The 26,045-nt window shown below is 70.9% G+C and carries 20 protein-coding genes; 8 read left to right on the forward strand and 12 right to left on the reverse strand.

Annotation, left to right across the window (positions count from 1 at the left end):
* Window positions 1–158 precede the first annotated feature (158 nt).
* Window positions 159–1,688 carry an MDR family MFS transporter gene (locus BM041_RS08615; protein WP_245761983.1) on the reverse strand — a complete coding sequence of 510 codons (1,530 nt, stop codon included), beginning with the start codon at window positions 1,686–1,688 and terminating at the stop codon, window positions 159–161.
* A gap of 161 nt (window positions 1,689–1,849) precedes the next feature.
* On the opposite strand from BM041_RS08615, the gene BM041_RS08620 reads away from it, so the two are divergent.
* Window positions 1,850–2,845 (forward strand): Bug family tripartite tricarboxylate transporter substrate binding protein, encoded by a 996-nt coding sequence (locus tag BM041_RS08620; protein ID WP_092958398.1) that lies wholly within the window; start codon window positions 1,850–1,852, stop codon window positions 2,843–2,845.
* Window positions 2,846–3,047: 202 nt separating this feature from the next.
* Here BM041_RS08620 and BM041_RS08625 read toward each other — a convergent pair whose 3' ends face one another.
* The 3 genes from BM041_RS08625 to BM041_RS08635 form a co-directional block, all read right to left on the reverse strand.
* Window positions 3,048–4,988 carry a PhoX family protein gene (locus BM041_RS08625; protein WP_092958400.1) on the reverse strand — a complete coding sequence of 647 codons (1,941 nt, stop codon included), beginning with the start codon at window positions 4,986–4,988 and terminating at the stop codon, window positions 3,048–3,050.
* A gap of 68 nt (window positions 4,989–5,056) precedes the next feature.
* A complete protein-coding gene (locus BM041_RS08630; protein WP_092958402.1) occupies window positions 5,057–6,628 on the reverse strand; it encodes a PhoX family protein in 1,572 nt (523 codons plus the stop codon).
* Entirely contained in the window at window positions 6,625–8,934 is a 2,310-nt protein-coding gene (locus tag BM041_RS08635) for a molybdopterin-dependent oxidoreductase (protein WP_092958404.1), read from the reverse strand. The genes BM041_RS08630 and BM041_RS08635 overlap by 4 nt, the downstream gene beginning before the upstream one ends.
* Window positions 8,935–9,082: 148 nt before the next feature.
* Between BM041_RS08635 and BM041_RS08640 the strand changes: the two genes are divergently transcribed.
* Window positions 9,083–10,492 (forward strand): aspartate aminotransferase family protein, encoded by a 1,410-nt coding sequence (locus BM041_RS08640; RefSeq protein ID WP_092958406.1) that lies wholly within the window; start codon window positions 9,083–9,085, stop codon window positions 10,490–10,492.
* A 124-nt stretch (window positions 10,493–10,616) separates the two neighbouring features.
* A complete protein-coding gene (locus BM041_RS08645; protein ID WP_092958408.1) occupies window positions 10,617–11,456 on the forward strand; it encodes an FkbM family methyltransferase in 840 nt (279 codons plus the stop codon).
* Here the strand turns inward: BM041_RS08645 and BM041_RS08650 are convergent.
* From BM041_RS08650 to BM041_RS08660, 3 genes are read right to left on the reverse strand one after another with little or no spacing between them, the layout of a single operon-like run.
* Window positions 11,453–11,872 carry an acyl-CoA thioesterase gene (locus tag BM041_RS08650; protein WP_092958410.1) on the reverse strand — a complete coding sequence of 140 codons (420 nt, stop codon included), beginning with the start codon at window positions 11,870–11,872 and terminating at the stop codon, window positions 11,453–11,455. The genes BM041_RS08645 and BM041_RS08650 overlap by 4 nt on opposite strands.
* Entirely contained in the window at window positions 11,872–12,213 is a 342-nt protein-coding gene (locus BM041_RS08655) for an acyl-CoA thioesterase (protein WP_245761984.1), read from the reverse strand. Before BM041_RS08655 ends, BM041_RS08650 begins: the two co-directional genes overlap by 1 nt.
* Window positions 12,214–12,256: 43 nt before the next feature.
* Window positions 12,257–13,207, reverse strand: a complete 951-nt coding sequence (locus BM041_RS08660; protein ID WP_092958414.1) for a Bug family tripartite tricarboxylate transporter substrate binding protein — start codon at window positions 13,205–13,207, stop codon at window positions 12,257–12,259.
* A 74-nt stretch (window positions 13,208–13,281) separates the two neighbouring features.
* Between BM041_RS08660 and BM041_RS08665 the strand changes: the two genes are divergently transcribed.
* Window positions 13,282–13,860 carry a histidine phosphatase family protein gene (locus BM041_RS08665; protein ID WP_092958416.1) on the forward strand — a complete coding sequence of 193 codons (579 nt, stop codon included), beginning with the start codon at window positions 13,282–13,284 and terminating at the stop codon, window positions 13,858–13,860.
* Window positions 13,861–13,863: 3 nt separating this feature from the next.
* Here the strand turns inward: BM041_RS08665 and BM041_RS08670 are convergent, their stop codons facing one another.
* Genes BM041_RS08670 through BM041_RS08685 form a run of 4 tightly spaced genes read right to left on the reverse strand, consistent with a single transcriptional unit; the run spans window position 13,864 to window position 17,813 of the window.
* Entirely contained in the window at window positions 13,864–15,213 is a 1,350-nt protein-coding gene (locus BM041_RS08670) for an LLM class flavin-dependent oxidoreductase (protein ID WP_092959001.1), read from the reverse strand.
* 16 nt (window positions 15,214–15,229) lie between these two features.
* Window positions 15,230–15,937 carry an ABC transporter ATP-binding protein gene (locus BM041_RS08675; RefSeq protein ID WP_092958418.1) on the reverse strand — a complete coding sequence of 236 codons (708 nt, stop codon included), beginning with the start codon at window positions 15,935–15,937 and terminating at the stop codon, window positions 15,230–15,232.
* On the reverse strand, window positions 15,934–16,800 hold the full coding sequence (locus tag BM041_RS08680) for an ABC transporter permease (protein WP_092958420.1): 867 nt from the start codon (window positions 16,798–16,800) through the stop codon (window positions 15,934–15,936). Before BM041_RS08680 ends, BM041_RS08675 begins: the two co-directional genes overlap by 4 nt.
* A complete protein-coding gene (locus tag BM041_RS08685) occupies window positions 16,797–17,813 on the reverse strand; it encodes an ABC transporter substrate-binding protein (RefSeq protein WP_092958422.1) in 1,017 nt (338 codons plus the stop codon). Before BM041_RS08685 ends, BM041_RS08680 begins: the two co-directional genes overlap by 4 nt.
* A gap of 271 nt (window positions 17,814–18,084) precedes the next feature.
* Between BM041_RS08685 and BM041_RS08690 the strand changes: the two genes are divergently transcribed.
* Window positions 18,085–19,977 (forward strand): primary-amine oxidase, encoded by a 1,893-nt coding sequence (locus BM041_RS08690; RefSeq protein WP_092958423.1) that lies wholly within the window; start codon window positions 18,085–18,087, stop codon window positions 19,975–19,977.
* 106 nt (window positions 19,978–20,083) lie between these two features.
* Entirely contained in the window at window positions 20,084–21,157 is a 1,074-nt protein-coding gene (locus BM041_RS08695) for a branched-chain amino acid aminotransferase (RefSeq protein ID WP_092958425.1), read from the forward strand.
* Between the two features lie 33 nt (window positions 21,158–21,190).
* Here the strand turns inward: BM041_RS08695 and BM041_RS08700 are convergent, their stop codons facing one another.
* Entirely contained in the window at window positions 21,191–22,477 is a 1,287-nt protein-coding gene (locus BM041_RS08700) for an ATP-binding response regulator (RefSeq protein ID WP_092958427.1), read from the reverse strand.
* A gap of 303 nt (window positions 22,478–22,780) precedes the next feature.
* Here BM041_RS08700 and BM041_RS08705 point away from each other — a divergent pair, with 303 nt between their 5' ends.
* Both BM041_RS08705 and ggt read left to right on the forward strand, forming a co-directional pair.
* Window positions 22,781–24,286 carry an ATP-binding protein gene (locus tag BM041_RS08705; RefSeq protein WP_092958429.1) on the forward strand — a complete coding sequence of 502 codons (1,506 nt, stop codon included), beginning with the start codon at window positions 22,781–22,783 and terminating at the stop codon, window positions 24,284–24,286.
* 43 nt (window positions 24,287–24,329) lie between these two features.
* Window positions 24,330–26,045 carry a gamma-glutamyltransferase gene (gene ggt, locus BM041_RS08710; RefSeq protein ID WP_281244516.1) on the forward strand — a complete coding sequence of 572 codons (1,716 nt, stop codon included), beginning with the start codon at window positions 24,330–24,332 and terminating at the stop codon, window positions 26,043–26,045.

A 26,045-nucleotide genomic window follows, 5' to 3' on the forward strand; every position in this document is an offset into this window, starting at 1 on the left:
CGGTGGGGAAGGCTCCGCCTTCCCCACACCCCATCCGCCAGGGGCGTGACGCCCCTGGACCGTCTCCAGTCAAAAACCTCGCGGTCCAGGGGCCCGAGGCCCATGGCGTGGGGGGTATCGGGGGGAGCAGCGCTCCTCCCGGGCAACCCGGACCAACCCTACCCCCGCCGCTCATCCTCCACCCGGCTGCGCAGCGTCCGCTCCGGCAGGCCCAGCGTCACCAGGAAGGCCGCCGTCATCACCACCCCGCTCAGCGCGAAGCACCCCGTCAGCGCCGTGCGATAGGCCAGCGCCATCGCCCCCTGCTCCGCCGCCGTCACCGCCAGCGCCGCCTGCTGCGTCAACTGCGCCAGGCTCTTCCCCTGCCCCGCCGCCGTGATCGCCAGGCTGTGCGCCATGATGGTGCCCGATGTCGCGACGCCGAGCGCACCGCCCAGCGACCGCATGAAGGCCATCGTACCCGTCGCCGCCCCCACCTCCCGATGGTCCACCGCGTTCTGCACCGCGGTGGTCAAATTCGGCATGCCCATGCCCATCCCAAGACCCAGGGTCAGCAGGGACAGAAGAAAGACCCAGGCCGGCGCCGCCAGCCAGGCAAACAGGCCGAGCGAGGCCAGCGCCGCCGCCTCCAGCCCCAGCCCCGCCAGCAGGAAGGGCTTGGTCCGCCCGACGCGGGACACGATCCGCCCGCCCAGGATCGAGGTCAGCAGCATGCCGCCGACCTGCGGCACCAGCATCGCCCCGGCCTCCGCCGGCTGCATGCCCAGCACGAGCTGGAAATACAGCGGCAGGAAGACGGTGGAGCCCATCATGGCGAAGACCATCATGCCGCCCACCGCGACGCCCCGCGCATAGACGGGGTTGCGGAACAGCGCGAGGCGGATCAGCGGCTCCGGCGCCACGCTCTCCCGCCACAGGAACAGCGCCACCAGCGCGACCGTCGTTCCGGCCATCGCGGCCGTCTGCCAGGAGCCCCAGGGGAATTCCGTGCCGCCCCAGGCCAGCAGCAGCAGCAGCGCCGCGGTCGCGCCGGCCAGCAGCACGGCGCCGATATGATCCACCGCCCGCTTCACCCCCGGCGCGCGCCGCCGCAGGCCGATGGACAGCATCACCAGCGCCAGCACGCCGATGGGCACATTGACGTAGAAGACCCAGCGCCAGGACAGCGCCTGGGTGATGAAGCCGCCCACCAGCGGGCCAGCCACGCTCGCCAGGCCGAAGGTGCCGCTGAACAGCCCCTGGTAGCGCGGCCGCTGCCGGGGCGGCACCACATCCGCCACCATCGCCTGCGCCAGCACCATCAGCCCGCCGGCGCCGAGCCCCTGAAGCGCGCGGAAGCCGATCAGCTGCCCCATGCTCTGCGCCGCGCCACTCATGATCGACCCGCCGAGGAACAGCGCGATGGCGATGAAGAACAGCGCCCGCCGGCCATAGAGGTCCGACATCTTGCCGTAGAGCGGCGTCGTCGTGGTGGAGGTCAGCATGAAGGCCGTGACCACCCAGGACAGATGCGCCATCCCGCCGAGGTCGGCGGCCATGCGCGGCAGCGCGGTATTGACGATGTTCTGGTCCAGCGCCGCCAGCAGCATCGCCAGCAGCGCCCCCGCCAGCACGATCCGCAGTTGCGTCGGCGTGACGCCTGGCGCGGCCTCCTCGGCCGGGGGCGCCGGCCTGCTTGTCTCGTTCACCACGATTCCTTCGGAACGGCCCACCATGCCTATCGGATCATGGCGGCGGGTGAAAGCGCACCGGACCGACGCGTTCCGCGCGATGGATGACGTGTGGGTTAAGCCTGGGATAGAAACTTCTTCGGAGAGGCCGGGACGACCCGGCCCCAGGAGGAAACCCGATGCAACGACGCATGCTGCTGGCCGCTGGCCTGCCCCTGGGGGCTGCCCTGCTCGCCGCGCCCGCTTTGGCGCAACCCACGGCCCAAGGGACGGCATGGCCGGGCACCCGCCAGGTGCGCATCCTCATCACCTACCCGCCCGGCGGCACCACTGATTTCGTCGCCCGGATCTATGCGCAGACCCTGGCGGCGCAGACCGGCGGCAACTTCGTCGTGGACAACCGCAGCGGCGGCGGCGGCGTGGTCGGCTGGACCAATGTCGTGCGCAGCGCGAATGACGGCACGACCCTGCTGCTGACCGACAATTCGCTCGCCACCGCGCCGCCGCTCTACCCCAATCTCGGCTTCGATATCCGGCAGGATTTCACGCCGGTGTCGCTGCTGGTGGACTACCCGACGGTCTTCGTCGTACCCGGCAATTCCCCGGTGCGAACGCTGCGGGAATACGTGGACAGCGTGCGCGGCAAGCCGGCGGACGCCAACTTCTACGGATCGATGGGCGCCGGGTCCTCGCCGCATCTCTACACGGAATACCTCCAGGACATCGCCGCGATCCGCATGACGCATGTGCCCTATCGCGGCATGGGCCCGGCCTTCGCGGACCTGCTGGCGGGGCGCATCGGCCTGCTGATCGCCGCCCCCGCGACGGTGATGGGCGCCATCGCGGATGGCCGCGCGCGGGCCATCGCCATCGGCACCACCGGCGGCCGCATCCCGGGCCTGCCGGATGTCGCGACCGCGAAGGAACAGGGCTTCGATTTCACCTATTCCTTCTGGTACGGCCTGCTCGGGCCGCGCGGCATGGACCCTGGCCTGGTCGCCGCCATCAAGGCCGAATGCGACAAGGTGCTGGCCAACCCGGAAATCCGCGCCCGCTTCATCCAGCAGGGCGCCACGCCCGTCGCCGGCGACGGCGCCAGCCTGCGCGCCGTGATGGACAGCGACCTGGAACGCTGGAGCGCGGTGGTGCGGGAAAAGGGCATCAAGCTGGAATAGCTTGCACCGGGCCGGGTCAAGGAATATATTCCAGCCATCATCGCCCGAGCCATGCCCGCCTCCCCTCCCCCCTGCCCTTGCATCGGTGGGGGGGAGGGGCGTTGCACCGTCCGGGGCCATGCCGAAAACGGTGCTCAATGCACCTAATCGGCATAATCGGCTAAATCCGTAGTATTCCTAAATTCATTACCTGACCGCCCGTTCAGCTACCGATCTCGCCCCCGTCCCGCTTGACGATGGCGATGACGGAGGGTCGCGGCGGCCGCCCGGCCTCGAAATCCGGCCAGCGGGTGGACGGGTTCTCATAGGTGCTGCCGGTATCCTCCCCGGGATGCTGGATCGCCAGGAACAACGTCCTGTCATCCGGCGTGAAGCAGGGGCCGCAGACCTCCGCCCCCGTGGGCGCCTGGTAGAAGCAGCGGGTCAGGCCGCGGCCATGGCCGCTGGTATCCGCCGCCCAGATGCCATCCGCGATGCCGGCGAATTCCGGCGCGCCATCGGTCGCGATCCAGGCGCGGCCCTTGCTGTCGAAGGCGATGTTGTCGGGGCAGGACAGCCAGCCCTGGTCGCTGGTCGCGCGGTGGTATTGCGTGCCGGGATCGACGCCCGGCTTGCCGGCGGCGATGAAGACCTCCCACCGCGCCTCCGTCGCCGCATGGTCGACGCGGCCGGTGCCGGCGCCGGGGGGGATCACCTCCAGCACATGGCCGTGGACGTTGTTGGCGCGGGGGTTGCCGGGGCCCGCCTGCTGCGCGGTGCGGCGGCTGTTGTTGGTGAGCATGACGTAGACGCGGCCATTGACCTTGTTGGTCTCCACATCCTCCGGCCGGTCCATCGGCGTGGCGCCCAGCAGGTCCGCCGCGCGCCGCGCCTCGATCACCACATCGGCCTGGCTGTGGAAGCCGTTCGCCGCATTCAGCGGGCCTTCGCCATGGGTCAGGGCCAGCCAGCGCATGCGGCCCCGCTCCTCGAACTTCGCCACATACAGCGTGCCCTCATCCATCAGGTCGCGGTTGGCGGCGCGATCATTGGGGTTGAAGGGGCGCGCGGTGACGAATTTGTAGAGGTACTCGAAGCGCTCATCGTCACCCATGTAGAAGGCGACGCGCCCGTCGCTGCCGATCGCATGCGTGGCGCCTTCATGCTTGAAGCGGCCGAGCGCGGTGCGCTTCACGGGAACGCTGGTGGGATCGTAGGGATCGTATTCCACCACCCAGCCGAAGCGGTTCGGCTCGTTCGGCTCGCGGTCCAGGTTGAAGCGCTCGAAATGGCGGAACCAGGCGTAGCTGGGCTCCGCGATGATGCCGTAGCGGCGATAGGTTGCGGCCTCCGCGCCCGTCGTCGCGGCGGCGCCGCCGAAGTAGTTGTTGAAGTTCTCCTCCGCCGTGATGACGGTGCCCCAGGGCGTGTTGCCGCCGGCGCAGTTGTTCAGCGTGCCCAGCACGCGCGTGCCCGTCGCATCCGCATTCGTGCGAAGCCGCGCATGGCCCGCGGCCGGTCCGCTGATGCGCATCGGCGTGTTCATGGTGATGCGCCGGTTCATCGCGCCGCCCGGCACGCTCCGCCAGGTGCCGCCTTCGCGCTTCACCTCGACGACGCTCATGCCATGCGCCTCGATCTCCACCGCCGCCTGCGCCGCGGTGGTGCGGCCCCGCGCGGCGCGGCCTTCGCCGATGCCGGCGAACATCAGGTTGGTGTTGGTGTATTCGTGGTTCACGCAGAGCAGCCCGTGGTCGCTGTTGCGGCTGCCCGCCGGCAGCGGCCAGAAGTCGAGGTAGTCGCAGTTATAGCCGAACTGCCGTGCCTGCCCCGCCGCCGTCTGCGCCATCGGGTCATAGGGCGGCGCGCCGTCCAGCACCGGGTCGCCCCAGCGGATCACCGTCTGCGCCTCATACCCCTCCGCCACCGCGTGATGCTGGCTGAGCTGCTGGCGCAGCTCCGGGAATGTCAGCGTGGAGGGTCCGCCGCGTTCCGGCACCGGCAGCGGCTGTGCCCCCGCTGGTACCGCCGCAGGCGCCGCCGCCAGCGCCATCGCCGCCCCGATCGCGCCGCGCCGCGTCAGCCGCGCCGCGATGATGTCGCCGATGGCACGACCTGGCGCGGGATTGCTGCCGATATCCTCCAGCTCGATCTCGTCATCCATGGTCGCTTCCCCCAGCGTGTCATTGAACTGTCACAATGGGGCGCCGAGGTTGCGGCCGTCGTCAAGCCTCAGCCGCCGACGGCACCGCCGGCGTTGCGGGTGATCGACAGCAGCGCGCTGCGCGGCGGCAGGCGGTTGTCGAAGGCGGGCCAGCGCGTCGCCGGCCGGTCGAAGCTGGCCCCTGGTTCAGCACCCGGCGTCCGCACCACCAGCAGCAGCGCATCCCCCTCCGGCGTCGGCGCCGCGCCGCCGATGGCGCCACCGCGCGGCGCCGCATGGATCGGCAGCGGCACGGCGCGGCCGGGACCGTCGAGGTCGCAGGCGAAGGCCATGTCCGGCGCGGCGCCGGGCCGCCCCGCGCGGTCCGTGCCGATCCAGCACCGCCCGCGCTGGTCCACGGCCAGCGTCGCGGGGTAGCGCGGCACGGCGCTGCTGGCCGGCATGTCGCGGCCGTAGCGCCCGCCCTCGCCGGCATCGCCCGCCAGGAACAGCACCCGCGCCGCCATGCGCGCCGCGGCGGGGTCGCCGGTGATCTCGATGACATGGCCGGGATGGGCGCCGGGGCGCGGGTTCAGGGCATCCAGCCGTGCCTCCCCCCGCGTTGTGCCGGCGCGGCAGGCCAGCAGCAGGCGCTGCCGGCGCGGGTCCATCGCCAGCGCGGCGGGGGTGTCGAAAGGCGTCGCCCCCGCGGCCTCCGCCGCCAGGGCCGGCGCCATCAGCGCGCCCTCGGCAAGCGGCCGCCAGGTGATGGCCTCGCCTTCCACCCGTGCGACGGCCAGTTGCCCGGCCTCCAGCGCATCGCCCTCCATCGCCTTCCCGGCGGAGACGAAGCGGTAGACGAAGCCCATCGGCCGCCCATCGGCCAGGAAGACGACGGCGCGGCCATCATCCGTCACGGTCGCCGCCACCGCCTGCGCGCCGATCCGGCCGAGTGCGCCCCGCTTCACCGGGACGCTCTGCGGGTCCAGCGGATCGACCTCCGCCACCCAGCCGAACTGCCGCCCATCCCGGAAGCGGGCATCAAGGTCCTGCAACCGCGCGAGCCAGGAAGCCGGGTCCTGTTCCGCCAGCAGCAGCGTGCCCCAGGGCGTCGCCGCGCCGGCGACGGGGCCGAGCAAGCCGACCACGCCGCCCCCCAGCGCCACCGGCCCGCCCATGCGGCAGAGGGTGGAGGTGCCGAGGCGGCGGCTCTGGAACCCGCCATCCACCAGCACCCAGCGCCCGCCTTGGCGTTCCAGGTTGAGCAGCGAGGCGCCCGACATCGCCGCCGCCACCGCCGGCCGGTCCCGCCCGCCGGGGAAGGCCATGGCGGGATCGACCTCGGGGTGCAGGACGGCGACGACCAGCCGCGGCACGCCATCCGCGCCCATCGGAGTCGCGACCAGGCCCGCCAGCCGCGCATCCCAGCCGAACTGGCCGGCCACGCCATCGGCGGTGGGGTTGCGCGGCTCCCACGGCGCGGCGTCGAAGGTCACGCGGTCGCCCCATCGCACCAGCACGTCGCGGCGATGCCCGGGCGCCACCCAATCATCCGGCCGCAGCGGCGGCATCACCGGCGGCAGGTCCAGCGTGGTGACCTGCGCCCGCGCCGGCAGGCAAAGCAGCGCAGGCGCGGCCAGCAGCAGGCGACGGCCGATCATGGAACGGCGGTGGCCCCGGCGGGCGGCACATGGACCGTGACGGGCGGCGCCTCGCCCGGCCAGGCCTCGATCTGCACCAGGCAGGATTGCGCGGCCGATCCCTGGCCGAGGCGCGAGGTCCCGATATCCGCCGTCAGCACATTGGCATTGCCGTGGATGCAGGCCGCGTCGGTGGCACCGGGAGTGGCCGGGTTCCACCAGGCACCCGTCGCCATCGCGACGACGCCGGGGCGGATATCCGCCGTCACGCGCAGCCCCGCCGCGACGGCACCGCGGGCGTTGAAGACGCGCACGACCTGCCCATCCACCAGCCCGCGCGCGGCCGCGTCATCCGGGTGCATGCGGATCGGCTCCCGCCCCTGGATCTTGTCGGCGGCGGCCACCGGCCCGCTGTCCAACTGCCCATGCAGCCGCGTGGAGGGCTGGAAGGACAGCATGTGCAGCGGGAATGTCTGCGCCAGCGGGGAGCCCAGGTATTCGGTCGGCTCCATCCACACCGCATGGCCCGGCGTCTCGGCATAGCCGAAGGACGAAATGGTCTCGGAGAAGATCTCGACCTTGCCGGAGGGCGTGTTGAGCGGGTTGGCCTCCGGGTCCGCGGCGAATTCCGCGAACTGGACATAGTCCTGCTCCGGCGCGGGAATCTCGACGAAGCCCTCGGCCCAGAAACGCTCGAAATCCGGCACCTCGATCCCCTGCGCGGCGCAGGCCTGGCGCCAGCGGCCGTACAGGTGCCGCAGCCAGGCGCCCTCATCGCGCTGTTCCGTGAACTGTGCCCGGAAGCCCGCGGCATCGGCGAGGTCGGCGAGGATATCGACGTCGTTCCTTGCCTGGCCGACGGGCGGGATCGCCTGGTGCATGGCGCGGACGTAGCGGTCGCGGGACGCGCTGCCGATGTCGTTGCGCTCCAGCGTCGTCGTCGCCGGCAGCACGATATCGGCGTGGCGCGCGACGGAGGTCCACCAGGGTTCCTGCACCACGACCGTATCCGCGCGGTTCCAGGCCCGCAGCAGCCGGCCGAGGTCCTGGTGGTGGTGGAAGGGGTTTCCGCCCGCCCACCAGATCAACCGGATGTCCGGCAGCAGCAGGTCACGGCCATTGTATTGCAGGATCTCGCCCGGCCGCTCCAGCAGCTCCGTCACCCGCGCCACGGGGATATAGGCGCCGCAGGTGTTCCGCACGGCGGGGCCGGCGACGGAGGGCACCTCATGCCGCGGCGTCCCCATGCCATTCATGGAGCCATAGCCGAAGGCGATCCCCTGCCCCGGCTTGCCGATGCCGCCCAGCAGCGCCGCGAAGGCGGTCAGCGCCCACCAGGGCTGCTCCCCGTGCTCGGCACGCTGGATGGACCAGGTGGCGGTGCACATGGTGGGGGCGCCCGCGGCCTCCATCGCCAGGCGGCGGATGGTGGCGGCGGGCACTTCCGTGATGGCTTCGGCCCATTCGGGCGTCTTCGCCACGCCGTCCGCCGCGCCCATCACATAGTCGCGGAAGCGGTCCCAGCCGACCGTGCAGCGCGCGAGGAAATCGGCATCCTCCCGCCCCGCGGAGATCACCACATGCGCCATGGCGAACATCATCGCCGCATCGGTGTTCGGCCGGATCGGCACCCATTCAGCGCCGAGGAAATCCCCAACATCGCCCTTGAAGGGGGAGATGTTGACGAAGCGCACGCCTGCCGCGACCGCCGCCTTCATCAGCGGCACATATTCATGCCCGCCCGCGCCGCCCGACGTCACCAGCCCGTTCTTCAGCGGCAGGCCGCCGAAGCACAGCATCAGCTTCGTGTGCTTCCTGATGCTGCCCCAATCCGTGACGGGGCCCTGGATGACCTCGTTCGTCCCCAGCACATGCGGCATCAAGGTCATGCCCGCGCCGTAGGAATAATTCGTCACCTGCGCCGTGAAGCCGCCGCCCATGCCCAGGTAGCGGTGCAACTGCGTGCGCGCATGGTGGTAGCGCCCGGCGGAGGACCAGCCATAGGACCCGCCCAGGATCGAGGCGTGGCCGTGTTCCGCCCGCACCCGGGCGGATTCCTCCGCCACCAGGCGGATAACCCGATCCCATTCCACGGCCACGAAATCATCCCCGCCGCGGGACGATCCGCGCCGCTCACCACGCAGCCAGCCGGCGCGGACATAGGGCCGGTCGATCCGCGCCTTGCCATGCACGGCTTCCGGCATCGACTGCAGCAGCGACCCCGGAAAGGGGTCCCGCGCGAAGGGTCGCGCTTCCACCAGGCGGCCGTTTTCGACCACCGCCTCGAAGGAACCCCAGTGGGAGCCGTGCGGCTTGATCTCGGTCATGTGAACTCTCCGGCCACTCGGCGGCTGAACGGGGGGCAAAATGCGACGAAGACCTGCCCGCCGCAACCGTGGCGGGCGTCACGGCAGATGACGCGGGGCGAATGGCGTTCTAGCATCCCAGGGACGCCAGTTGAGGAAGATGCACTCCATGACCCCGCCCGCCACGCCGGTCCGGAATTCCAACGCGGAACGCGACATCGCGAATGTGCTGCACCCGTATACCGACCACCGCGCGCATGCCAAGAACGGCCCGCTGGTCATCGCCCGCGGCGAAGGCGTGAAGGTGTGGGACGACCAGGGCAAGGAATACATCGAGGCCGTGGCCGGCCTGTGGTGCGCCTCCCTCGGCTTCTCCAACCATCGGCTTGCCGAGGTTGCCTATGAGCAGATGAAGAAGCTGCCCTTCTACCACGCCTTCACCGCCAAGTCGCATGAGCCGCTGATCGACCTCAGCGAGATGCTGATCGAGCGTGCGCCCTGCGCGATGTCGAAGGTGTTCTACGCCAACAGCGGGTCCGAGGCGAACGACACCGCGATCAAGATGGTCTGGTACTACAACAACGCCATCGGCAAGCCCGAGAAGAAGAAGATCATCAGCCGTCTGAAGGCATACCACGGCATCACCATCGCCAGCGGGTCCCTCACCGGCCTGCCGGCGAACCACAAGATGTTCGACCTGCCCGTCGGCGACCGCTTCATCCATGTCTCCACGCCGCACCACTACCACGGCGCCAAGCCCGGCGAGTCCGAGGCCGACTTCGCCACGCGCCTGGCGCAGGAGCTGGAGGACACGATCCTGCGGGAGGGGCCGGAGACGGTCGCCGCCTTCTTCGCGGAGCCCGTGATGGGCGCCGGCGGCGTGATGGTTCCGCCCGCCACCTATTTCGACAAGATCCAGGCCGTGCTGCGGAAGTATGACGTGCTGTTCGTGGCGGACGAGGTCATCTGCGGCTTCGGCCGCACGGGCAACTACTGGGGCTGCCAGACCTATTCCATCACCCCCGACATCATCACCTGCGCCAAGGCGCTGAGCGCCTCCTTCCTGCCGATCTCCGCCGTCATCATCAATGACCGCGTCTTCCAGGGCCTGGCGGACGGCTCCTCCACCATCGGCACCTGGGGCCATGGCTTCACCTATTCGGGCCACCCCGTCGCCGCCGCCGTCGCGCTGGAGACGCTGAAGATCTACGATGAGCTGAACATTGTCGAGCACGTCAACAAGGTCGGCGCCCATATGCAGGCGAAGCTGCGCGAACGCTTCGAGGGCCATCCGCTGGTCGGCGAAGTGCGCGGCATCGGCATGGTCGCCGCCATGGAACTGGTCGCCGACAAGGGTGCCAAGAAGAACTTCGAGCCCTCCGCCAAGGTCGGCCCGCGCCTCGCCAAGCTGGGCGAGGCCGAGGGCGTGATCCTGCGCGGCCTGGCCAACGACACCATCGCCTTCTCCCCGCCGCTCATCATGAAGGCGGATGAGGTCGATGAGATGGTGGAGCGGACCGGGCGGGCGCTGGACGCGCTGGCGGTGCAGCTGCGGCGGGAAAGCCTGACGGTCGTCTGACCGGGGAAGGGCGCCCCCTCACCCAACCCTCTCCCCCGGCCGGGGGAGAGGGCTTTTCGAGTTTGCCGCTTCGTTAACCCGCCCGCGCCAGATTGGCCCTGCGACAGCAGAAGGCAGCGCATCCATGGCGGCAGGAAGCCGGTCCTTCCGGGACATCACCGGGCAGGACATCCGCATCAAGGCCATCGACATCGGCGCCAACCCGATCGATGGCGACCCGCCCTACGCCGCCCTGCTGCGCGCCGGCCAGGCGGAGGTGGTGGGGTTCGAACCCGATGCCGCGGCGCTTTCCACGCTGAACGCCCGCAAGGGCCCGCATGAACGCTACTTCCCGCACGCCGTGGGCGATGGCGGCCGCCACACGCTGCGGGTCTGCCAGGCGCCCGGCATGACATCCCTGCTGGAACCCGATCCCGCCACGCTCGCCCTGTTTCACGGCTTCCCCGATTGGGGCCGGGTGCTGGACCGGGTGGAACTCGACACCGTGCGCCTCGACGATGTGCCGGAGACCGAGGGCGCCGACCTGCTCAAGCTCGACATCCAGGGCGCGGAGCTGATGGTGCTGCGCCATGCGGAGGCGCGGCTGCGCGACGCGCTGGTGGTGCAGGCGGAGGTCGAGTTCCTGCCCCTCTACAAGGACCAGCCGCTATTCGGCGATGTGGACGCCTTCCTCCGCGGCCAGGGCTTCGCCTTCCACCGCTTCTTCCCGCTCAACAGCCGGGTGATGAGCCCGATGGTCGTGGGCGGCAGCCCCTATGCCGGGCTCAGCCAGATGGTCTGGGCCGATGCCATCTTCATCCGGGACCTGACCAAGCTGGCGGCGCTGCCGGACCGCGCGCTGCTGGCGATGGCGACGATCCTGCATGATTGCTACGCATCGGCCGATGCCGCGCTGCGCCTGCTGATGGAGCATGACCGGCGGCAGCAGGGCGGGCTGGCGGGGCGGTATCTCGGCGCCCTCTAGCCCTCCGCCACCGCGCCTTCCGCCAGCATCGCCGCGCGCAGGTCGGGCCACAGCGGCACCTTCTCCCCGGTGTCGTTGCGCGTGACCACGCAGATGGCGCGGCCGGTGCAGCAGGCGACGCCATCCCGCCACATCGCATAGTCATGGATGAAGGAGGTGCGGCGGAAGGACACCACGCGGCTGCCCAGCACCACCTTCTCCCCGAACCCGGCCGCGCGGTGGTACTTCGCCTCGATCTGCGCCACCACCGGGCCGGGGCGGGTTGGCGAGATCGGCAGTCCCGTCAGCGCCTCCCAATGCGCGATGCGCATATCCTCGAAGATCGTGAGGTAGGCCGCGTGGTTGACGTGACCGTAGAGGTCGCATTCGGACCAGCGGATGACGTGATCCCGCATCAGGGGCCAGCTTCCGTCCATCACGCACCCTCCTGCGGCACGGGTCGCGGCTTACGTGCCTCATCGATGGCGACGAAGGTGAAGACCGCCTCCGTCACCAGGAACATCTCATCCTCCGACCGCTCCCGCCGCCAGGCCTCCACCTCGATGCGCATGGAGGTGCGGCCGACGGAGACGATGCAGGCATAGATGCTGACCTCGTCGCCGACGACGACAGGGCGGTGGAACTTCATGCCGTCCACGGCAATGGTCGCGACGCGGCCGCGGGCGCGACGGCCGGCCGCGTTGCCGGCGGCCAGGTCCATCAACCCCATCAGCCAGCCGCCGAAGATGTCGCCGGACGGGTTGGCATCCGCCGGCATGGCGGTCGTGCGAAGCTTGAGCTCCGCCGGCGAGGGCGGCGTCCTATTCGGCCCGGATGTTAGCGGCACGCACCACGCCTCCCCACAATTCACGATCAGCGGCGATGCGGCGATCCATCGTGGCCCCATCCTCGAACAGCGGCACCAGGCCCATGGCTTCCAGCCGCGTGCGGAAGCCGGGATCGGCGACAGCGGCGGCGGTGCCGCGTTCCCACCGCGCGCGGCCCTCGGCGCTCATCCCCCTCGGGCCACACAGGCCGAACCAGGTGTAGCTCTCCACCCCCGGCAGCGTGGCGCTGATCGGCGGGACGTTCGGGAACAGCGGCACCGGGCGGCTATCCCCCAGCGCCAGCAGGCGCAGATCGCCATCCTGGATCTGCTTCGTCACGTCGCCGAGGCTCACCATCATGAAATCGGCGCGGTTGGCGATGACGTCGAGCAGCGCGGGCGCGGCGCCGCGATAGGGCACATGCACCATCTCCGCCGGTGCGCGCAGGCCGATCAGCGCGCCGCCGAGATGCGGCGCGGACCCCACGCCGACGCTCGCATAGGAGACGGCGGAGGGACGCGCCTTCGCGGCCTCCACCAGTTGGGCCAGCGACCGGTAGGGCGATTGCGCCCCCACCACCAGGCCGTAGGGGGACAGCGCGAAAAGCGCGACGCCGGCGAGGTCCGTGCGTGGGTCGATCGGCAGGCGCGCGCCCGGCAGTTCCGGCGCGATGGCCAGCATGGACATGACGCAGAGCACGACGGCGGAGCCATCCGCGGGGCCGCGCGCCACCTGTTCGGCGGCGATGAAACCCGTGGCGCCGGTCCGCGTCTCCACCACCGGGCGCGTGCCAAGCGCCGGGCCGGCGAGATCGGCCAGCAGCCGGGCAACGATATCGGCGGTACCGCCCGGCGCGAAGCCGTTCACCAGCCGGGGCGGGGATTGCGCCGCCGCCGAAAGCGACAATGTGGCCATGACGGCGATGGCTAGCAGGCGACGCAGCATCGGGAGCCTCCTCCGCAGGAGTCCGGGCGCAGGCTGCGCCTCCAGGATTCCCACAGCATAGCGTGCACCGCGACATGGCGATCGTCCACTTCATCACCCACCCCGACGTCCATGTTGACCCCGGGATTCCCGTGCCGGAATGGCGCCTCTCCGCCCGGGGCATCCACCGCGCGCTGGCGATGCTGGAACAGCCGTGGTTGCGACCCGTGGCGAGCCTCTTCGGCAGCGCGGAACGCAAGGCCGTGGATACCGCCGCGATCCTGGCAGCCGGCACGGGCCTGGATGTGACGGTGCTGGAGGCCCTGCACGAAAACGACCGCAGCGCCACCGGCTACCTGCCCGGCCCAGCCTTCGAGGCCATGGCCGATGCCTTCTTCGCCAGGCCCACGGACAGCGTCCGCGGTTGGGAACGGGCCATCGATGCCCAGGCGCGGATCGTCGCGGCGGTGGACCATGTGCTGGCGCAGGCGCCGCCTGGCGATGTCGCCATCGTCGCCCATGGGGCGGTGGGCGCGCTGCTGCTCTGCGCGCTGAAGGCGGTGCCGATCAGCCGGGCGGAGGACCAGCCCGGCCGTGGCGGCGGCAACCGCTTCGCCTTCGATCGCGCCAGCCGCGCGCTGCGGCACGGCTGGCGGCCCATCGACCGGCGCTGAGGGTCAGGCCGCGGCGGCGATCCCGGTTGCGGGGAAGAACTGGCTGTCCGGCCGCCTCAGGCCGAGGTGGTCGCGCAGCGTCGTGCCGCTGTAGCCCTGCCGGAACAGGCCGCGGCGGCGCAGGATGGGCACGACCTCCGCCACGAAGGCGTCGAACAGCGCGGGCAGCACGGGCGGCATGACGTTGAAGCCGTCCGCCGCGCCGGTGGTGAACCAATCCTCGATCACCGCCGCCACCTGTTCCGGCGTGCCGGCCAGGCTGAAATGGCCTCGGGCACCGGACAGGCTGTGCAGCAGGGCCCGCAAGGTCGGGCGTTCCCGCGCCACCAGCGCGGTGATGACGGCGGCGCGGCTCTGCGCGGCCTGCACCGTCGCGGGGTCGGGGAAGTCCTCCACGCGCAGCACCTGGTCGAGCGAGAGGTGCGAGAAATCATGCCCACCGAAGCGTGCAGACAGCCGCGCCAGGCCGACGGCGGGGTCGGTCAGCTCGTTCAGCTCGCGTTGCAGGCGCTGCGCCTCTGCCTCCGTCCCCGCGATGACGGGGCTGATGCCAGGAAGGACCAGGATCTGGGAGGGATCGCGGCCGATGGCCCGCGCGCGGGCCTTGAGGTCCGCATGGAAGCCCTGCGCGGCCTGCTTCTCCAGATGCGCGGTGAAGACCGCCTCCGCATGCCGCGCCGCGAAGCCGCGCCCGGTGTCGGAGGAGCCGGCCTGCACCAGCACGGGCCTTCCCTGCGGGCCGCGCGGCAGGTTCAGCGGGCCGGCGACCTGGTAGTGCGGGCCCTGGTGGTCGAAGCGGCGGATGCGCGCGGGGTCGGCGAAGCGGCCGCCTTCCCGGTCATCCAGCACCGCATCATCCGCCCAGCTGTCCCAGAGCTTCTTGACCACGTCGAGGAAGTCATCGGCCTGGGCATAGCGTTCGGCATGCGGGGTCTGCTTCGCCTCCCCGAAATTGCGCCCGGCTTCTGGCAGCCAGGTGGTGACGATGTTCCAGCCGACGCGCCCGCCGCTGATGTGGTCGATGCTGGCGAATTGCCGGGCGAGGTTGAAGGGCTCCGTATAGCTGGTGGAGGCGGTGGCGATCAGGCCGATATGCGTGGTGGCGCCGGCCACGGCGGCGAGCGTCGTGATCGGCTCCAGCTGCCCCTTCGCGACATGCGCGGCCTCATCGCCCAGGGCCAGGTGGTCGGCGAAGAAGATGCTGTCGAAGGCCGCGGCCTCCGCGGCGCGGGCGAGGTCCTGGTAGTAGCGGATGTCGGTCAGCGCGCGCGGCGTCGCGCCGGGGTGGCGCCAGGCGGCCTCATGATGGCCGCGGCTGTTGATGAAGAGGTTCAGGTGCAAGTCGCGGGGCATGGTCATGCTCCTCCGGTCAGGCGTGTTCGGGAACGCCGAGGGCGTTGAGAAGAAGGCCGCGCAGCGCGTCGAAGCCGGCATCGCTGCGGCGGCGCGGCGGCGGCAGGGCGATGGGCAGGTCCCGCGTGATGCGGCCCTGGTCCATCACCAGGATCCGATCCGCGAGGGTCAGTGCCTCATCCACATCATGCGTCACCAGCAGGACGGTCGGGCGGTGGCGGGCCACCAGGGCGGCGAGCAGCGCGTGCATGCGCAGCCTGGTCAGCGCGTCGAGCGCCCCGAAGGGCTCATCCGCCAGCAGCAGCGCGGGTTCGCGCACCAAAGCGCGGGCCAGCGCCACGCGCTGCTGTTCGCCGCCGGACAGCGTGCCGGGCCAGGCATCCTCCCTTCCCTCCAGCCCCACGGCGGCCAGCACGCGGCGGGCGCGGGGTTCGGCATCCGCGGCAGCGAGGCCGAGGGTGACGTTGGACAGCACCCGCTCCCACGGCAGAAGGCGGCTGTCCTGGAACAGGATGGCCTTGCTGCGCGGCGCCTCCACCGTGCCGCCGCCGGCCACGCCGTCATCGAGGCCCGCGATGGCGCGCAGCAGCGTGGATTTGCCGCAGCCGCTGCGGCCGATCAGCGCCACGAACTCCCCGGGCTGGATCGCGAGGTCGATCCCGTCCAGCACCACGCGGCCGGCGAAGGCGCGGGTCAGCGCCTCGATCCTCACCGCGGGACTCATGCGCCGAGTGCCTTGCGCCAGGACAGCGCGCGCCGTTCCAGTGCCCGCACCGCCATGTCCGACGCCAGGCCCAGCACGGCATAGACCGCGAGGCCGACGACGATGACATCCGTCTGCCCGTAGTCCCGCGCACGGTTCATCAGGTAGCCGATGCCCTCCGTCGTGTTGATCTGTTCCAGCACGACCAGCGCGGTCCAGCAGGCCGTGACCGCCAGGCGGAGCCCGGTGAAGAAGCCCGGCAGCGCACCCGGCAGCGCCACGCGCCGCAGGAACTCCGCCCGGCCGAGGCCGACGGAGCGCGCGAGTTCGACGAAGCGCAGGTCGATGCCGCGCAGCGCCGCATGCGTGTTGATGTAGACGGGGACGAGGACGGAGGTGGCGATGAGGGCGATCTTCATCACCTCCCCGATCCCGAGCCACAGGATCGCCAGCGGGATCAGCGCCAGCGTCGGGATGGCGCGCTTCACCTGCACGACGCCGTCAATCGAGGCCTCGCCAAGCCGCGTCAGGCCTGAGGCCAGCGCCAGCACCAGGCCGATCGCCACGCCGATGCCGAGCCCGAGCCAGGCGCGCTGGGCGGAGGCGAGGAAATGCTCCTGCAAGGTGCCGGCCTGGAGCATGGCGAAGCCGGAGGTGACGGCGGTGGAGGGCGCGGCCAGCAGGCGGGGTGAGAGCAGGCCGGTCTGCGACGCGGCTTCCCAGACCAGCACCAGCACCAGCGGGCCGAAGAGGATGCCCCAGGCCGGCAGGCGCCGCGGCGCCAGCACCGGCGCCGCGCGGGGCGCCGGGCGGGGTTGCGGCGGATCGATCGGCAGCAGCACATCCGCCACCGAGATCAATTCGTAGCTGGCGCGATCGCTCATGCCGCGTGCTCCGCGATGACCGCGTCGAAGCGCAGGTCGAATTCCTCCCGCGCATCCAGGCGGCGGGGGATGTCGCCGGCGGCGTGGATCAGGTCGATCGTCGACTGGTGCGGGGCGATGAGGGTGGAGAGCGCGGGGAAGCGGTACTCGCCCTCGGAGGCCTCGATGGCGCGGCCATCCTCCGGGCGGAGGTTCTGCAGGCGCACGTAATAGGCCTGCACCCATTCCTCCGGCCGCGCCTTGGACCAGCGGCTGGCGGCGATCCAGCGGATGACGAAGTCCCGCAGCGCCGCGGCCTTCGCCGAATCATCCAGCGCGCGACCGCTGGCATAGAGGTAGCTGAGGCGCCGGGGCAGATCGGCATGCTGGTCAGCCGGCAGGGCGGAGGCCCCGCGATCCGCCCATTGCGCGAGGTAGCGGGAGAAATGCGGTTCGTTCAGCGGCGCCAGGTCAACCTGCCCGCCCCGCACCGCGTCGGGGAAGTCGGAGACACGCAGCGGCACCAGGCGCACGTCGCGGCGCGTCAGCCCCGCCAGTTGCAGCGCCCGCAGCACGAAGGGCTGGCGGCCCGTGCCCTCGGCATAGGCGATGCGCTTGCCGGCGAAGTCCTTGAGCGTCGCGACGGTCAGCCCCGGGCGCACCGCGAATTTGTAGTCCGGCTCGGTCGAGGTCCGGGCGGCGATGATGGGTATGCGCTCCCCCGCCGCATGGGCCTGGATGGGGGGCGTGTTGCCGACGATGCCGAGGTCGAGCGCACCGGCGCGGAACGCCTCCAGGATGGCGGGGCCGCCGAGGAAATTGGCGTAGTTCACGGTCGCGGCCAGGCGGCCATGTTCGCCGGAGGCCTGCATCATGGTCTGCAACGCCTGGTTCTGGTCCGCCGCCACCAGCCGCGTGCCGGGCGGCACCCGGCGCGGAAGATCGGCGGCGATGGCGGGCGATGCCAGCAACGCAGGCAGCAGGAAGGTCGCGCGGCGGCCGAGCACGGCGCGCCGGGATGGCACGAGAGGCATGAAGGACGGGTCCTTGCGCGGAGGGACGGCGCCGCCCGGCGGACCGGGCGGAAGGGGGCGGCGGGTCAGCCCCGACAGCAGGGCAGGATGGGCGGCATGGGGCGCTCCTCTGCGGCACGCGGATCATGCGATCATCGATCGCGTAGAGTCAATAATCACGATTCAATCGCAGTGAATAACCGATGCCTGCTCATTCAGCCGTTGAACCGGCCCACGCTTCCGTCCCCCTCCCGCCCCCGTTACCGTCCCCGGAGGCCCGAAGGACGACCCCATGCCCGCCCACCCGCTCGATCCGCTGACTCCCGCGGAAATCCGCCAAGCCACCGCGCTGGTCCGCGCCGCGCATGATTTGGGCGCGGGGATGATGTTCGAGACGATCAGCTTGGCCGAACCGTCCAAGGCCGAGCTCCGCGCGGAAACGCCCCCGCCCCGCCGCGCCTTCGTCTGCGCCTTCGATCGCCGCGATGGCCGGGTGTTCGAGGCGGTGGTGGACCTGGCCGCCGGCGCGGTGCTGTCCTGGCAGCACATCCCCGGCGTGCGGCCGCGCATCCTCTTCGACGACATCGAACTGGTCGGCCGCGTCGCCCGCGCCGATCCGGGCTTCCAGGCCGCGCTGGCAAGGCGCGGGATCACCGATATCGGGCTGGTGCAGGTGGACCCCTGGTCCGCCGGGAACTACGGACTGCCGGATGAGGAAGGGCGGCGCCTGTCGCACACCTTCTGCTGGCTGCGCACCTCGCCGGACGACAACGCCTATGCCCACCCCATCGAGGGTCTCTGCGCTGTCATCGACCTCGACCGCGCGGCCGTGCTGCGCATCGACGACCATGGCGCGGCACCGATTCCGATGCGGGATTCGAACTATGCGGCGCAGTTCCGCACGGTGTTCCGCGACGACATCCGGCCGCTGGAGATCATCCAGCCGGACGGTCCTTCCTTCGCCGTGGACGGCCAGGAAGTCCGCTGGCAGAAATGGCGCTTCCGCGTCGGCTTCAACGCGCGGGAGGGCCTGGTGCTGCACGCCCTGACCTATGAGGACCAGGGCCGCACCCGCCCCGTGATGCATCGCGGCGCGCTGTCGGAGATGGTGGTGCCCTATGCGCACCCCGGCGGCGGGCACTTCCGCAAGAACGCCTTCGATGTCGGGGAATACGGCATCGGCGTGCTGGCCAATTCGCTGACGCTGGGCTGCGACTGCCTCGGCGCCATCCACTACTTCGATGGCTGGCTGGCGGACAGCAAGGGAGATCCCTATTGCATCCCGAACGCGATCTGCCTGCATGAGGAGGATCACGGGATCCTCTGGAAACACACGGACCTGCACACCGGCAAGGTGGAGGTGCGGCGCGCAAGGCGGCTGGTGCTGTCCTCCATATCCACCATCGGCAACTACGAATACGGGTCCTTCTGGTACCTGCACCAGGACGGCTCCATCCATTTCGAGATCAAGGCCACCGGCATCATGAACACCGCCGGCCTCAAGCCGGGGGAGGAACCCCGCTTCGGCACCCTGGTGGCCCCCGGCGTCTATGCGCATCTGCACCAGCACGTCTTCAACATGCGGCTCGACATGGATGTCGACGGAGAGGCGAACCGGGTGGTGGAGGTCGATACCGTTGGCCTGCCGATGGGGCCGGAGAACCCCCACGGCAACGCCTTCATGCTGCGGGAGACGGTGCTGGAGAGCGAATTGCGCGCACAGCGCAACGTGGATTTCTACAAGATGCGTGGCTGGCGGGTGGAAAGCGCCCACGCCCGCAACGCCATGGGCCAGCCGACCGCCTATCGCCTGGTCGTCCAGAACCCCCTGCCCACCTTCTCCGCCCCCGAGGCCAGCGTGACGAAGCGCGCCGCCTTCATGACCAGGCAGCTCTGGGTCACGGCTTTCGATGCAGAGGAGATGTTCGCCGCGGGCCGCTACCCCAACCAGTCCAGCGGCGGCGATGGCCTGCCGGCCTGGACGGCGGCGGACCGGCCGCTCGTCGATGCCGATCTGGTCCTCTGGCACAGCTTCGGCCTGCACCACGTCCCGCGGCCGGAGGATTTCCCGGTCCAGCCCGTCATCACCGCCGGCTTCGCCCTGCATCCCGAGGGCTTCTTCGACGAGAACCCGGCGCTGGACGTGCCGCCCGGCCGCAGCGCGAAGAGCTGCTGCGTCGGCTAGCCCCGCGGGGCAGCCATGCAACGAAACTATGTCAGCCCCTCTTACCGTTTCTAAAAGAACGCGGCATGGTAGGGAACGCGCAAGGAAACGCTGGAGGACTCGCCTGATGAGCAATTTCCCGATCACCCGGACCAGCTCGCCCAAGGCGAAGCCCGCCGATGAGACCCTGTCCTTCGGCAAGGTCCTGACCGACCACATGTTCCTGATGAACTACGACGAGGGCCAGGGCTGGCATTCCCCGCGCATCGAGCCCTACGGGCCCCTCAGCCTCGACCCCGCGACCAGCGTGCTGCATTACGGCCAGGCGATCTTCGACGGGTTGAAGGCCTTCCGCGGCGATGACGGCCAGATCCGCCTGTTCCGCCCGGACCGCCATGCGGAGCGCTTCAACCGCTCCGCCCGCATCATGTGCATGCCGGAAGTGCCGGTGGACATCATCCGCCAGAGCTTCGACGCGCTGGTCGGCGTGGATGCGGATTGGGTGCCGCGCAAGGCCGGCACCTCGCTATATCTCCGCCCCACCATCATCGCGACCGATGTGATGCTGGGCGTGCATCCCGCGCACAGCTACCTGTATTTCCTGATCCTGTCGCCGGTCGGCAGCTACTACAAGGAAGGCGTGAAGCCGGTCCGCATCCTGGCATCCGACAGCCATGTGCGCGCCGTGCGCGGCGGCACGGGCGAGGCGAAGACGGCGGCGAACTACGCGCAGTCGCTCTCCGGCCAGCAGGATGCCGCCGCCGCGGGCTACACGCAGGTGCTCTACCTCGATGGCGTGCACCGGCAGTACCTGGATGAGGTCGGGACCATGAACATCATGGTCCGCATCGGGGATGAGGTGATCACGCCCCCGCTGGCCGGCACCATCCTGGATGGCGTGACCCGCGCCTCCACCCTCCAGCTCATGCGGGACTGGGGCCTCAAGGTTTCCGAGCGTCCCATCACGATCGACGAGGTGATGGCGGCCGGGCGCGACGGCACGCTGAAGGAAATGTGGGGCACGGGCACCGCGGCCGTCGTCTCCCCGGTCGGCACCCTCGGCTACAAGGGGGAGGATGTGCTGATCAATGGTGGCGTGACCGGGGAGCTGACGCAGAAGCTCTACGACAGCATCGTCGGCATCCAGTACGGCCGGACCAATGATGCGCATGGCTGGACCAGCGTGGTGCCGGTCGGCTGATCGAAGCGCGGGGGCGGCGATGCCGTCCCCGGTTCACCCCGCCGGCAGCAGCAGGCGCAAGGTCATCGCGCCATCAGCGCCGCCGGTGCTGGTCAGCCTGCCGCCATGGCGCTCCGCCAGGCGGCGGGCGATGGCGAAGCGCAGGTCTTCCTGGGTTCGCGCGAAATCGGACAGCACGGCGGCGGGGTGATCGGCCCCGGCACCGCCGCTGCGGACGGCGAAGCTGGCTTCCACCATGCCCGCCTGCACCGGCTGCGCCGCCAGCACCACGGTGGCGCCGGGCGGCGCCCAGGCCAGCGCGCTGTCGGCGCAGAGGTCGATGACCCGCCGCAGATCATTCGGCAGGCAGCGCACCAGGATGCCCGCGCCCGCCTCCACCAGCAGGTCGGCCGCCGGCGGCGGGTCACGCCGCCGCAGCCGCTGGGCCAGGCGCGCCATGGCGAGGGAGAGGTCGAGCGGCGCGACCTCCTCCTCCGGCGGGCTGGCATCGGTACGGTGCAGTTCCTCCACCAGCGCCACCGCCTCCACCGCACGCTGGACGCCATCCTGCAGCATGTCCATGTCGTCGCGCGCGGCGGCGTCATCCAGCGTCCCGCCCCGCAGCTTCAGCAGATCAGCGCCCCCAGCGATGGCGTGCAGCGGCGTGCGCAGCGCGTGGGAGATGGCGTGCAGTTCGCGCCGCAGCGCCTCGGCCGGGGCGAAGCCGACCGGCATGGCCGAAAGCCGGCCCTCCGCCCCACCGACCTGGCGTTCCATCTCGGCCCGGGCGCGCTCCGCTTCCTCCGTCCGCCGCAGCAGGTCGCGGCGCTGGGCGCCATCCGCGCGCCGGGACCGGGCGCGGGCCAAGGCGCGCTCCACGGCTTCGGCCGCGGCGTCCACCGTGAAGGGCTTGGGCAGGAAGTCGAATACGTGCAGGCGGATGGCGGCCGCGGCGTCCTGCACCGTGGCGTGGCCGGTGATGACCACCACCTCGACCGCCACCTCATCCGGCCGGCCGCTCATGATCGTCTGGGCCAGCTTGAGGCCATCCTCCCCCGGCATGCGGATATCGGTGATCACCACGCCGATATCATCCCGCCCCGCCATCACGGCGCGGGCCTGCGCCGCTGAATGGGCGGTCAGCACGGCATGGCCGCTGAGTTCCAGGCCCTCCGCCAGGTTCAGGACGATATCCTCGTCATCATCGACGACCAGGACGAACAGGGCGGGCTGCCCTGGCGGGTCGGCGGCCGCGATCATGGCGGGCAGGGCCGGCGGGACCGTCCGCTCCGGCATGTCCGCGATGACGAGGGGCCTGGCGGCGGGGTCATGCAGGGACATTGGCACGCGCTGGAAGTCCGGGACAGGTTTCGAATCGAAAGGAGCTTGCACCCGGCATGGTCAAGCCGCGCAGACAGCGGGATCAGGCGAAGCGATGGGGGGCATGGCGGCCATGGGGGCTTTGATACGCGGTCCGGGACTATCCCGCACCGCACTTAACCGTGCATGAACCGGCGCCGGGATCGCGCACCGCACCGCCGCGCCGAATTCCCGTCTTCCGCCCCCTGCCCCGCCGCGTTAGTCCTCCGCCGCCCCGCCCGGACCCCCGGCGGGCGAGTCCGCAACACCGGCCGGGATGAATGCATGACGATCGGGATCGAGATGGGACGCGCGCCGAATGGGGAAGCCGCGACGCTCGACCTGGAGGAACTGCTCTCCACCCGCCTGCTGGTCCAGGGCAATTCGGGGTCCGGCAAATCCCATCTGCTGCGGCGCCTGCTGGAGCAATCCGCCCCCTGGGTTCAGCAGGTGGTGGTGGACCCGGAGGGCGATTTCGTCACCCTCGCCGACAAGCACGGCCATCTGGTGATCGAGGCCGAGGACCACACCGAAGCCGCCCTGGCCCGGGTGGCTGAACGCGTCCGCCGCCACCGCGTCTCCGTGGTCCTTAATCTTGAGGGGGTGGAGGTCGAGGCCCAGCTGCGCTGCGCCGCGGCCTTCCTGAACGGGCTGTTCGAGGTGGACCGCGACGCCTGGACCCCCCTGATGGTGGTGGTGGACGAGGCGCAGCTCTTCGCCCCCGCCATGGCCGGCGACGTGTCGGATGAGGCGCGGCGGGCAGCGCTGGCCGCCATGACCAACCTGATGTGCCGCGGCCGCAAGCGCGGCCTGGCCGGTGTGATCGCCACCCAGCGCCTCGCCAAGCTCGCCAAGAATGTGGCGGCGGAGGCGTCCAACTTCATGATGGGGCGCACCTTCCTCGACATCGACATGGCACGCGCGGCGGATCTGCTGGGCATGGAGCGGCGCCAGGCGGAGATGTTCCGCGACCTGCAGCGGGGCAATTTCGTGGCGCTTGGCCCCGCGGTCTCCCGCCGCCCGCTGCCGATCCGCATCGGCGGCGTGGAGACGGCGTCGCGCTCCGCCGGCCCCGCCCTGGTGCCGCCGCCGGTGGCGAGCGCGGCGGAGGCGCGCGACCTGATCCTGAAGGCGCCGCAGGACGAGGCCCCCCGCCCCGCCCCCGTGCGCCGCGCGCCGAAGCCGCCCATGCCGGACATCCTGGTGCAGTTGTCCCAGTACCGCCCGCCCGCGGCGGCGGAGGCCGCGGAACCCCCGCCCCCGCCGACGCCCGAGCAGCAGGAGGACAAGCGCCGCCGGATGGACGCCATCCTCCGCCAGGTGCTGGCCGATGGGGATTCGGCCTTCCGCCCGGCCAGCGTGCTCTACCAGGATTTCCTGGTGCGGCTGCGCATCCATGAGGTGGAGGGCCCGCCCGACCTGCCGGCCTTCCGGCGCATGCTCTCCACCGCCCGCGCCGGCATCGACCCCGATGTGGCGGAGGGCGAGGCCTGGCAGGGCGCTGTGGCACGCGCGGATTCGCTGCCGGAGGATTCGCAGGGGGTCTATCTGCTGCTGGCACGCGCGGCGCTGGATGGCCTGCCCTGCCCGTCGGACGCCACCATCGCGCGGGCCTATGGCAGCCATTCGCTGGGCCGGGCGCGGCGCCTGCTGGCCTATATGGAGGAGCGCAAGGCGATCGTGCTGCGCGCGGAACGTGGCGGTCGGCGCGTTGTGGCGATGGTCGGCCTCGGCTGGGAGACCGCGCCGGGCGACCCCGATGGGCCCGCGGAGGATGCCGCGGCGGCGTAAGCCCCCCTTTCTCACCTCGCCATCGCGGCCCAGACTGCGCGGCATGACGAGGAAGGAGCCGCCGGCGATGGCGCAATCGGTGGGCCGCAACAGCTTCACCCTGGGGCTTGAGAAATCGCCCGCGACCGGCACGCGCGGCGTGGTGGCGACCAACCATCCCATGGCCTCCGCCGCCGGGGCCGAGGTGCTGCTGGCCGGCGGCAATGCCGTGGATGCCGCCATCGCCGCGCTCTTCGCCCTGACGGTGGTGGAGCCGATGATGGTCGGCCTGACGGGCGGGGGCGTCTGCCACCTGCGCATGGCCGATGGGCGACACAAGATCGTGGACGGGCTGAGCACCGCGCCCGCCGCGGCGACACCGACGATGTACACGCCCGCGCCGGGTTCAGCGCCGGAGGAGCGGGAGACGGTGGGCCGCGAGAACGCCATCGGCGCGCTCTCCGTCGCCGTGCCGGCGGCGCTGCGGGCCTGGTGCGTGACGCTCGCGGAATACGGCACCTGGCCGCTGGCCGATGTGATGGCGCCGGCCATCCGCCTGGCGAGCGAGGGTTTCCGCGTCACGCCGTATCTTTCGGATTCCATCGGCGATGCGGCGGCGGACCTCGCGAAGGATGCTGATCTGGCCGCGCGCTTCCTGGCGGGCGGCGGCAAGCCCGCGGTGGGGTCGAAGCTGGTGCAGGGCGCCTATGCGGAAACGCTGCGCTGCGTGGCGCGGGAAGGCGATGCGGCGCTGCATGGGGACGGATCGCTCGGCGGCATCGTGGCCGATGCCATCGCGCGCATGGGCGGCATCATCACGCGGGACGACCTCCGCGCCAGCCGGCCGATCCAGCGCGCGCCCATCGGTGGCGCCTACCGCGGCTACGACGTCTTCGCGCCGCCGCCCCCGGCCTCCGCCGGCGTGCATGTCGCGCAGATGCTGAACGTGCTGGAGGGCTTCGACGTCGCGGGCCTGGGCTTCGGCACCGTCGAGGGATTTCATCTGATTGCGGAGGCGCTGAAGATGGCCTTCGCGGACCGATCCGCCGCGACGGCGGACCCGGATTTCGTGAAGGTGCCGGTGGCGCATCTGACATCGAAGGAATACGCCGCGCTGCGCCGCGCGGAGATCGACATGGGCGTGGCGAAGGCGTGGTCCGCGCATCCGTCCCTGATGGAATCGAACTGCACCACGCATGTCACGGTGGCCGATGCGCAGGGCAACATCGTCGCCACCACGCAGACCATCAACGCGCTGTTCGGCGCCCGCATCGCCATCCCCGGCACGGGGCTGATCTGCAACAACTACATGCACAATTTCGACCCGCGGCCGGGCTTCGCGCTCTCCGTCGAGGCGGGGAAGCGCGTCTATACCTCCATGGCCCCGACCATCGCGCTGAAAGACGGAAAACCCGCCTTCGCGCTCGGCCTGCCGGGTGGCTTGCGCATCTTCACCTCCGCCTTCCAGGCCGTGCTGAACCTGATCGACCACGGCATGACGCCGCAGCAGGCGGTGGAGGCGCCGCGCATCTGGACGCAGGGCCAGGCGCTGGAACTGGAACCGGCCGTGCCGGGGGAAGTCGCGGATGCGCTGGTGGCGCGCGGGCACCGGGTGCAGCGCGTGCGCAGCATCGGCGGCGGCATGAATGCCATCGTGTTCAACCCCGATGGATCGATGACCGGCGCCGCCTGCTGGCGCGCCGATGGTTCGGTGGTGGCGCTTGGCGGCGGGCTCGCGCGCGCGGGCATCCGCTTTTCCGCCGATGCTCCCGTTCTGTAA

The sequence above is a fragment of the Falsiroseomonas stagni DSM 19981 genome, from assembly GCF_900114315.1.
Classification (GTDB): Bacteria; Pseudomonadota; Alphaproteobacteria; order Acetobacterales; family Acetobacteraceae; genus Falsiroseomonas; species Falsiroseomonas stagni.

Coding starts and splice junctions, on each gene's coding strand:
- BM041_RS08690 (WP_092958423.1), top strand. CDS start 18,085: ATGCCCGCCCACCCGCTCGATCCGCTGACTCCCGCGGAAATCCGCCAA.
- BM041_RS08650 (WP_092958410.1), bottom strand. CDS start 11,872: ATGGACGGAAGCTGGCCCCTGATGCGGGATCACGTCATCCGCTGGTCC.
- ggt (WP_281244516.1), top strand. CDS start 24,330: ATGACGAGGAAGGAGCCGCCGGCGATGGCGCAATCGGTGGGCCGCAAC.
- BM041_RS08665 (WP_092958416.1), top strand. CDS start 13,282: ATGGCGATCGTCCACTTCATCACCCACCCCGACGTCCATGTTGACCCC.
- BM041_RS08705 (WP_092958429.1), top strand. CDS start 22,781: ATGACGATCGGGATCGAGATGGGACGCGCGCCGAATGGGGAAGCCGCG.
- BM041_RS08640 (WP_092958406.1), top strand. CDS start 9,083: ATGACCCCGCCCGCCACGCCGGTCCGGAATTCCAACGCGGAACGCGAC.
- BM041_RS08685 (WP_092958422.1), bottom strand. CDS start 17,813: ATGCCTCTCGTGCCATCCCGGCGCGCCGTGCTCGGCCGCCGCGCGACC.
- BM041_RS08660 (WP_092958414.1), bottom strand. CDS start 13,207: ATGCTGCGTCGCCTGCTAGCCATCGCCGTCATGGCCACATTGTCGCTT.
- BM041_RS08620 (WP_092958398.1), top strand. CDS start 1,850: ATGCAACGACGCATGCTGCTGGCCGCTGGCCTGCCCCTGGGGGCTGCC.
- BM041_RS08645 (WP_092958408.1), top strand. CDS start 10,617: ATGGCGGCAGGAAGCCGGTCCTTCCGGGACATCACCGGGCAGGACATC.
- BM041_RS08625 (WP_092958400.1), bottom strand. CDS start 4,988: ATGGATGACGAGATCGAGCTGGAGGATATCGGCAGCAATCCCGCGCCA.
- BM041_RS08695 (WP_092958425.1), top strand. CDS start 20,084: ATGAGCAATTTCCCGATCACCCGGACCAGCTCGCCCAAGGCGAAGCCC.
- BM041_RS08670 (WP_092959001.1), bottom strand. CDS start 15,213: ATGCCCCGCGACTTGCACCTGAACCTCTTCATCAACAGCCGCGGCCAT.
- BM041_RS08680 (WP_092958420.1), bottom strand. CDS start 16,800: ATGAGCGATCGCGCCAGCTACGAATTGATCTCGGTGGCGGATGTGCTG.
- BM041_RS08675 (WP_092958418.1), bottom strand. CDS start 15,937: ATGAGTCCCGCGGTGAGGATCGAGGCGCTGACCCGCGCCTTCGCCGGC.
- BM041_RS08635 (WP_092958404.1), bottom strand. CDS start 8,934: ATGACCGAGATCAAGCCGCACGGCTCCCACTGGGGTTCCTTCGAGGCG.
- BM041_RS08655 (WP_245761984.1), bottom strand. CDS start 12,213: ATGCCGGCGGATGCCAACCCGTCCGGCGACATCTTCGGCGGCTGGCTG.
- BM041_RS08700 (WP_092958427.1), bottom strand. CDS start 22,477: ATGTCCCTGCATGACCCCGCCGCCAGGCCCCTCGTCATCGCGGACATG.
- BM041_RS08630 (WP_092958402.1), bottom strand. CDS start 6,628: ATGATCGGCCGTCGCCTGCTGCTGGCCGCGCCTGCGCTGCTTTGCCTG.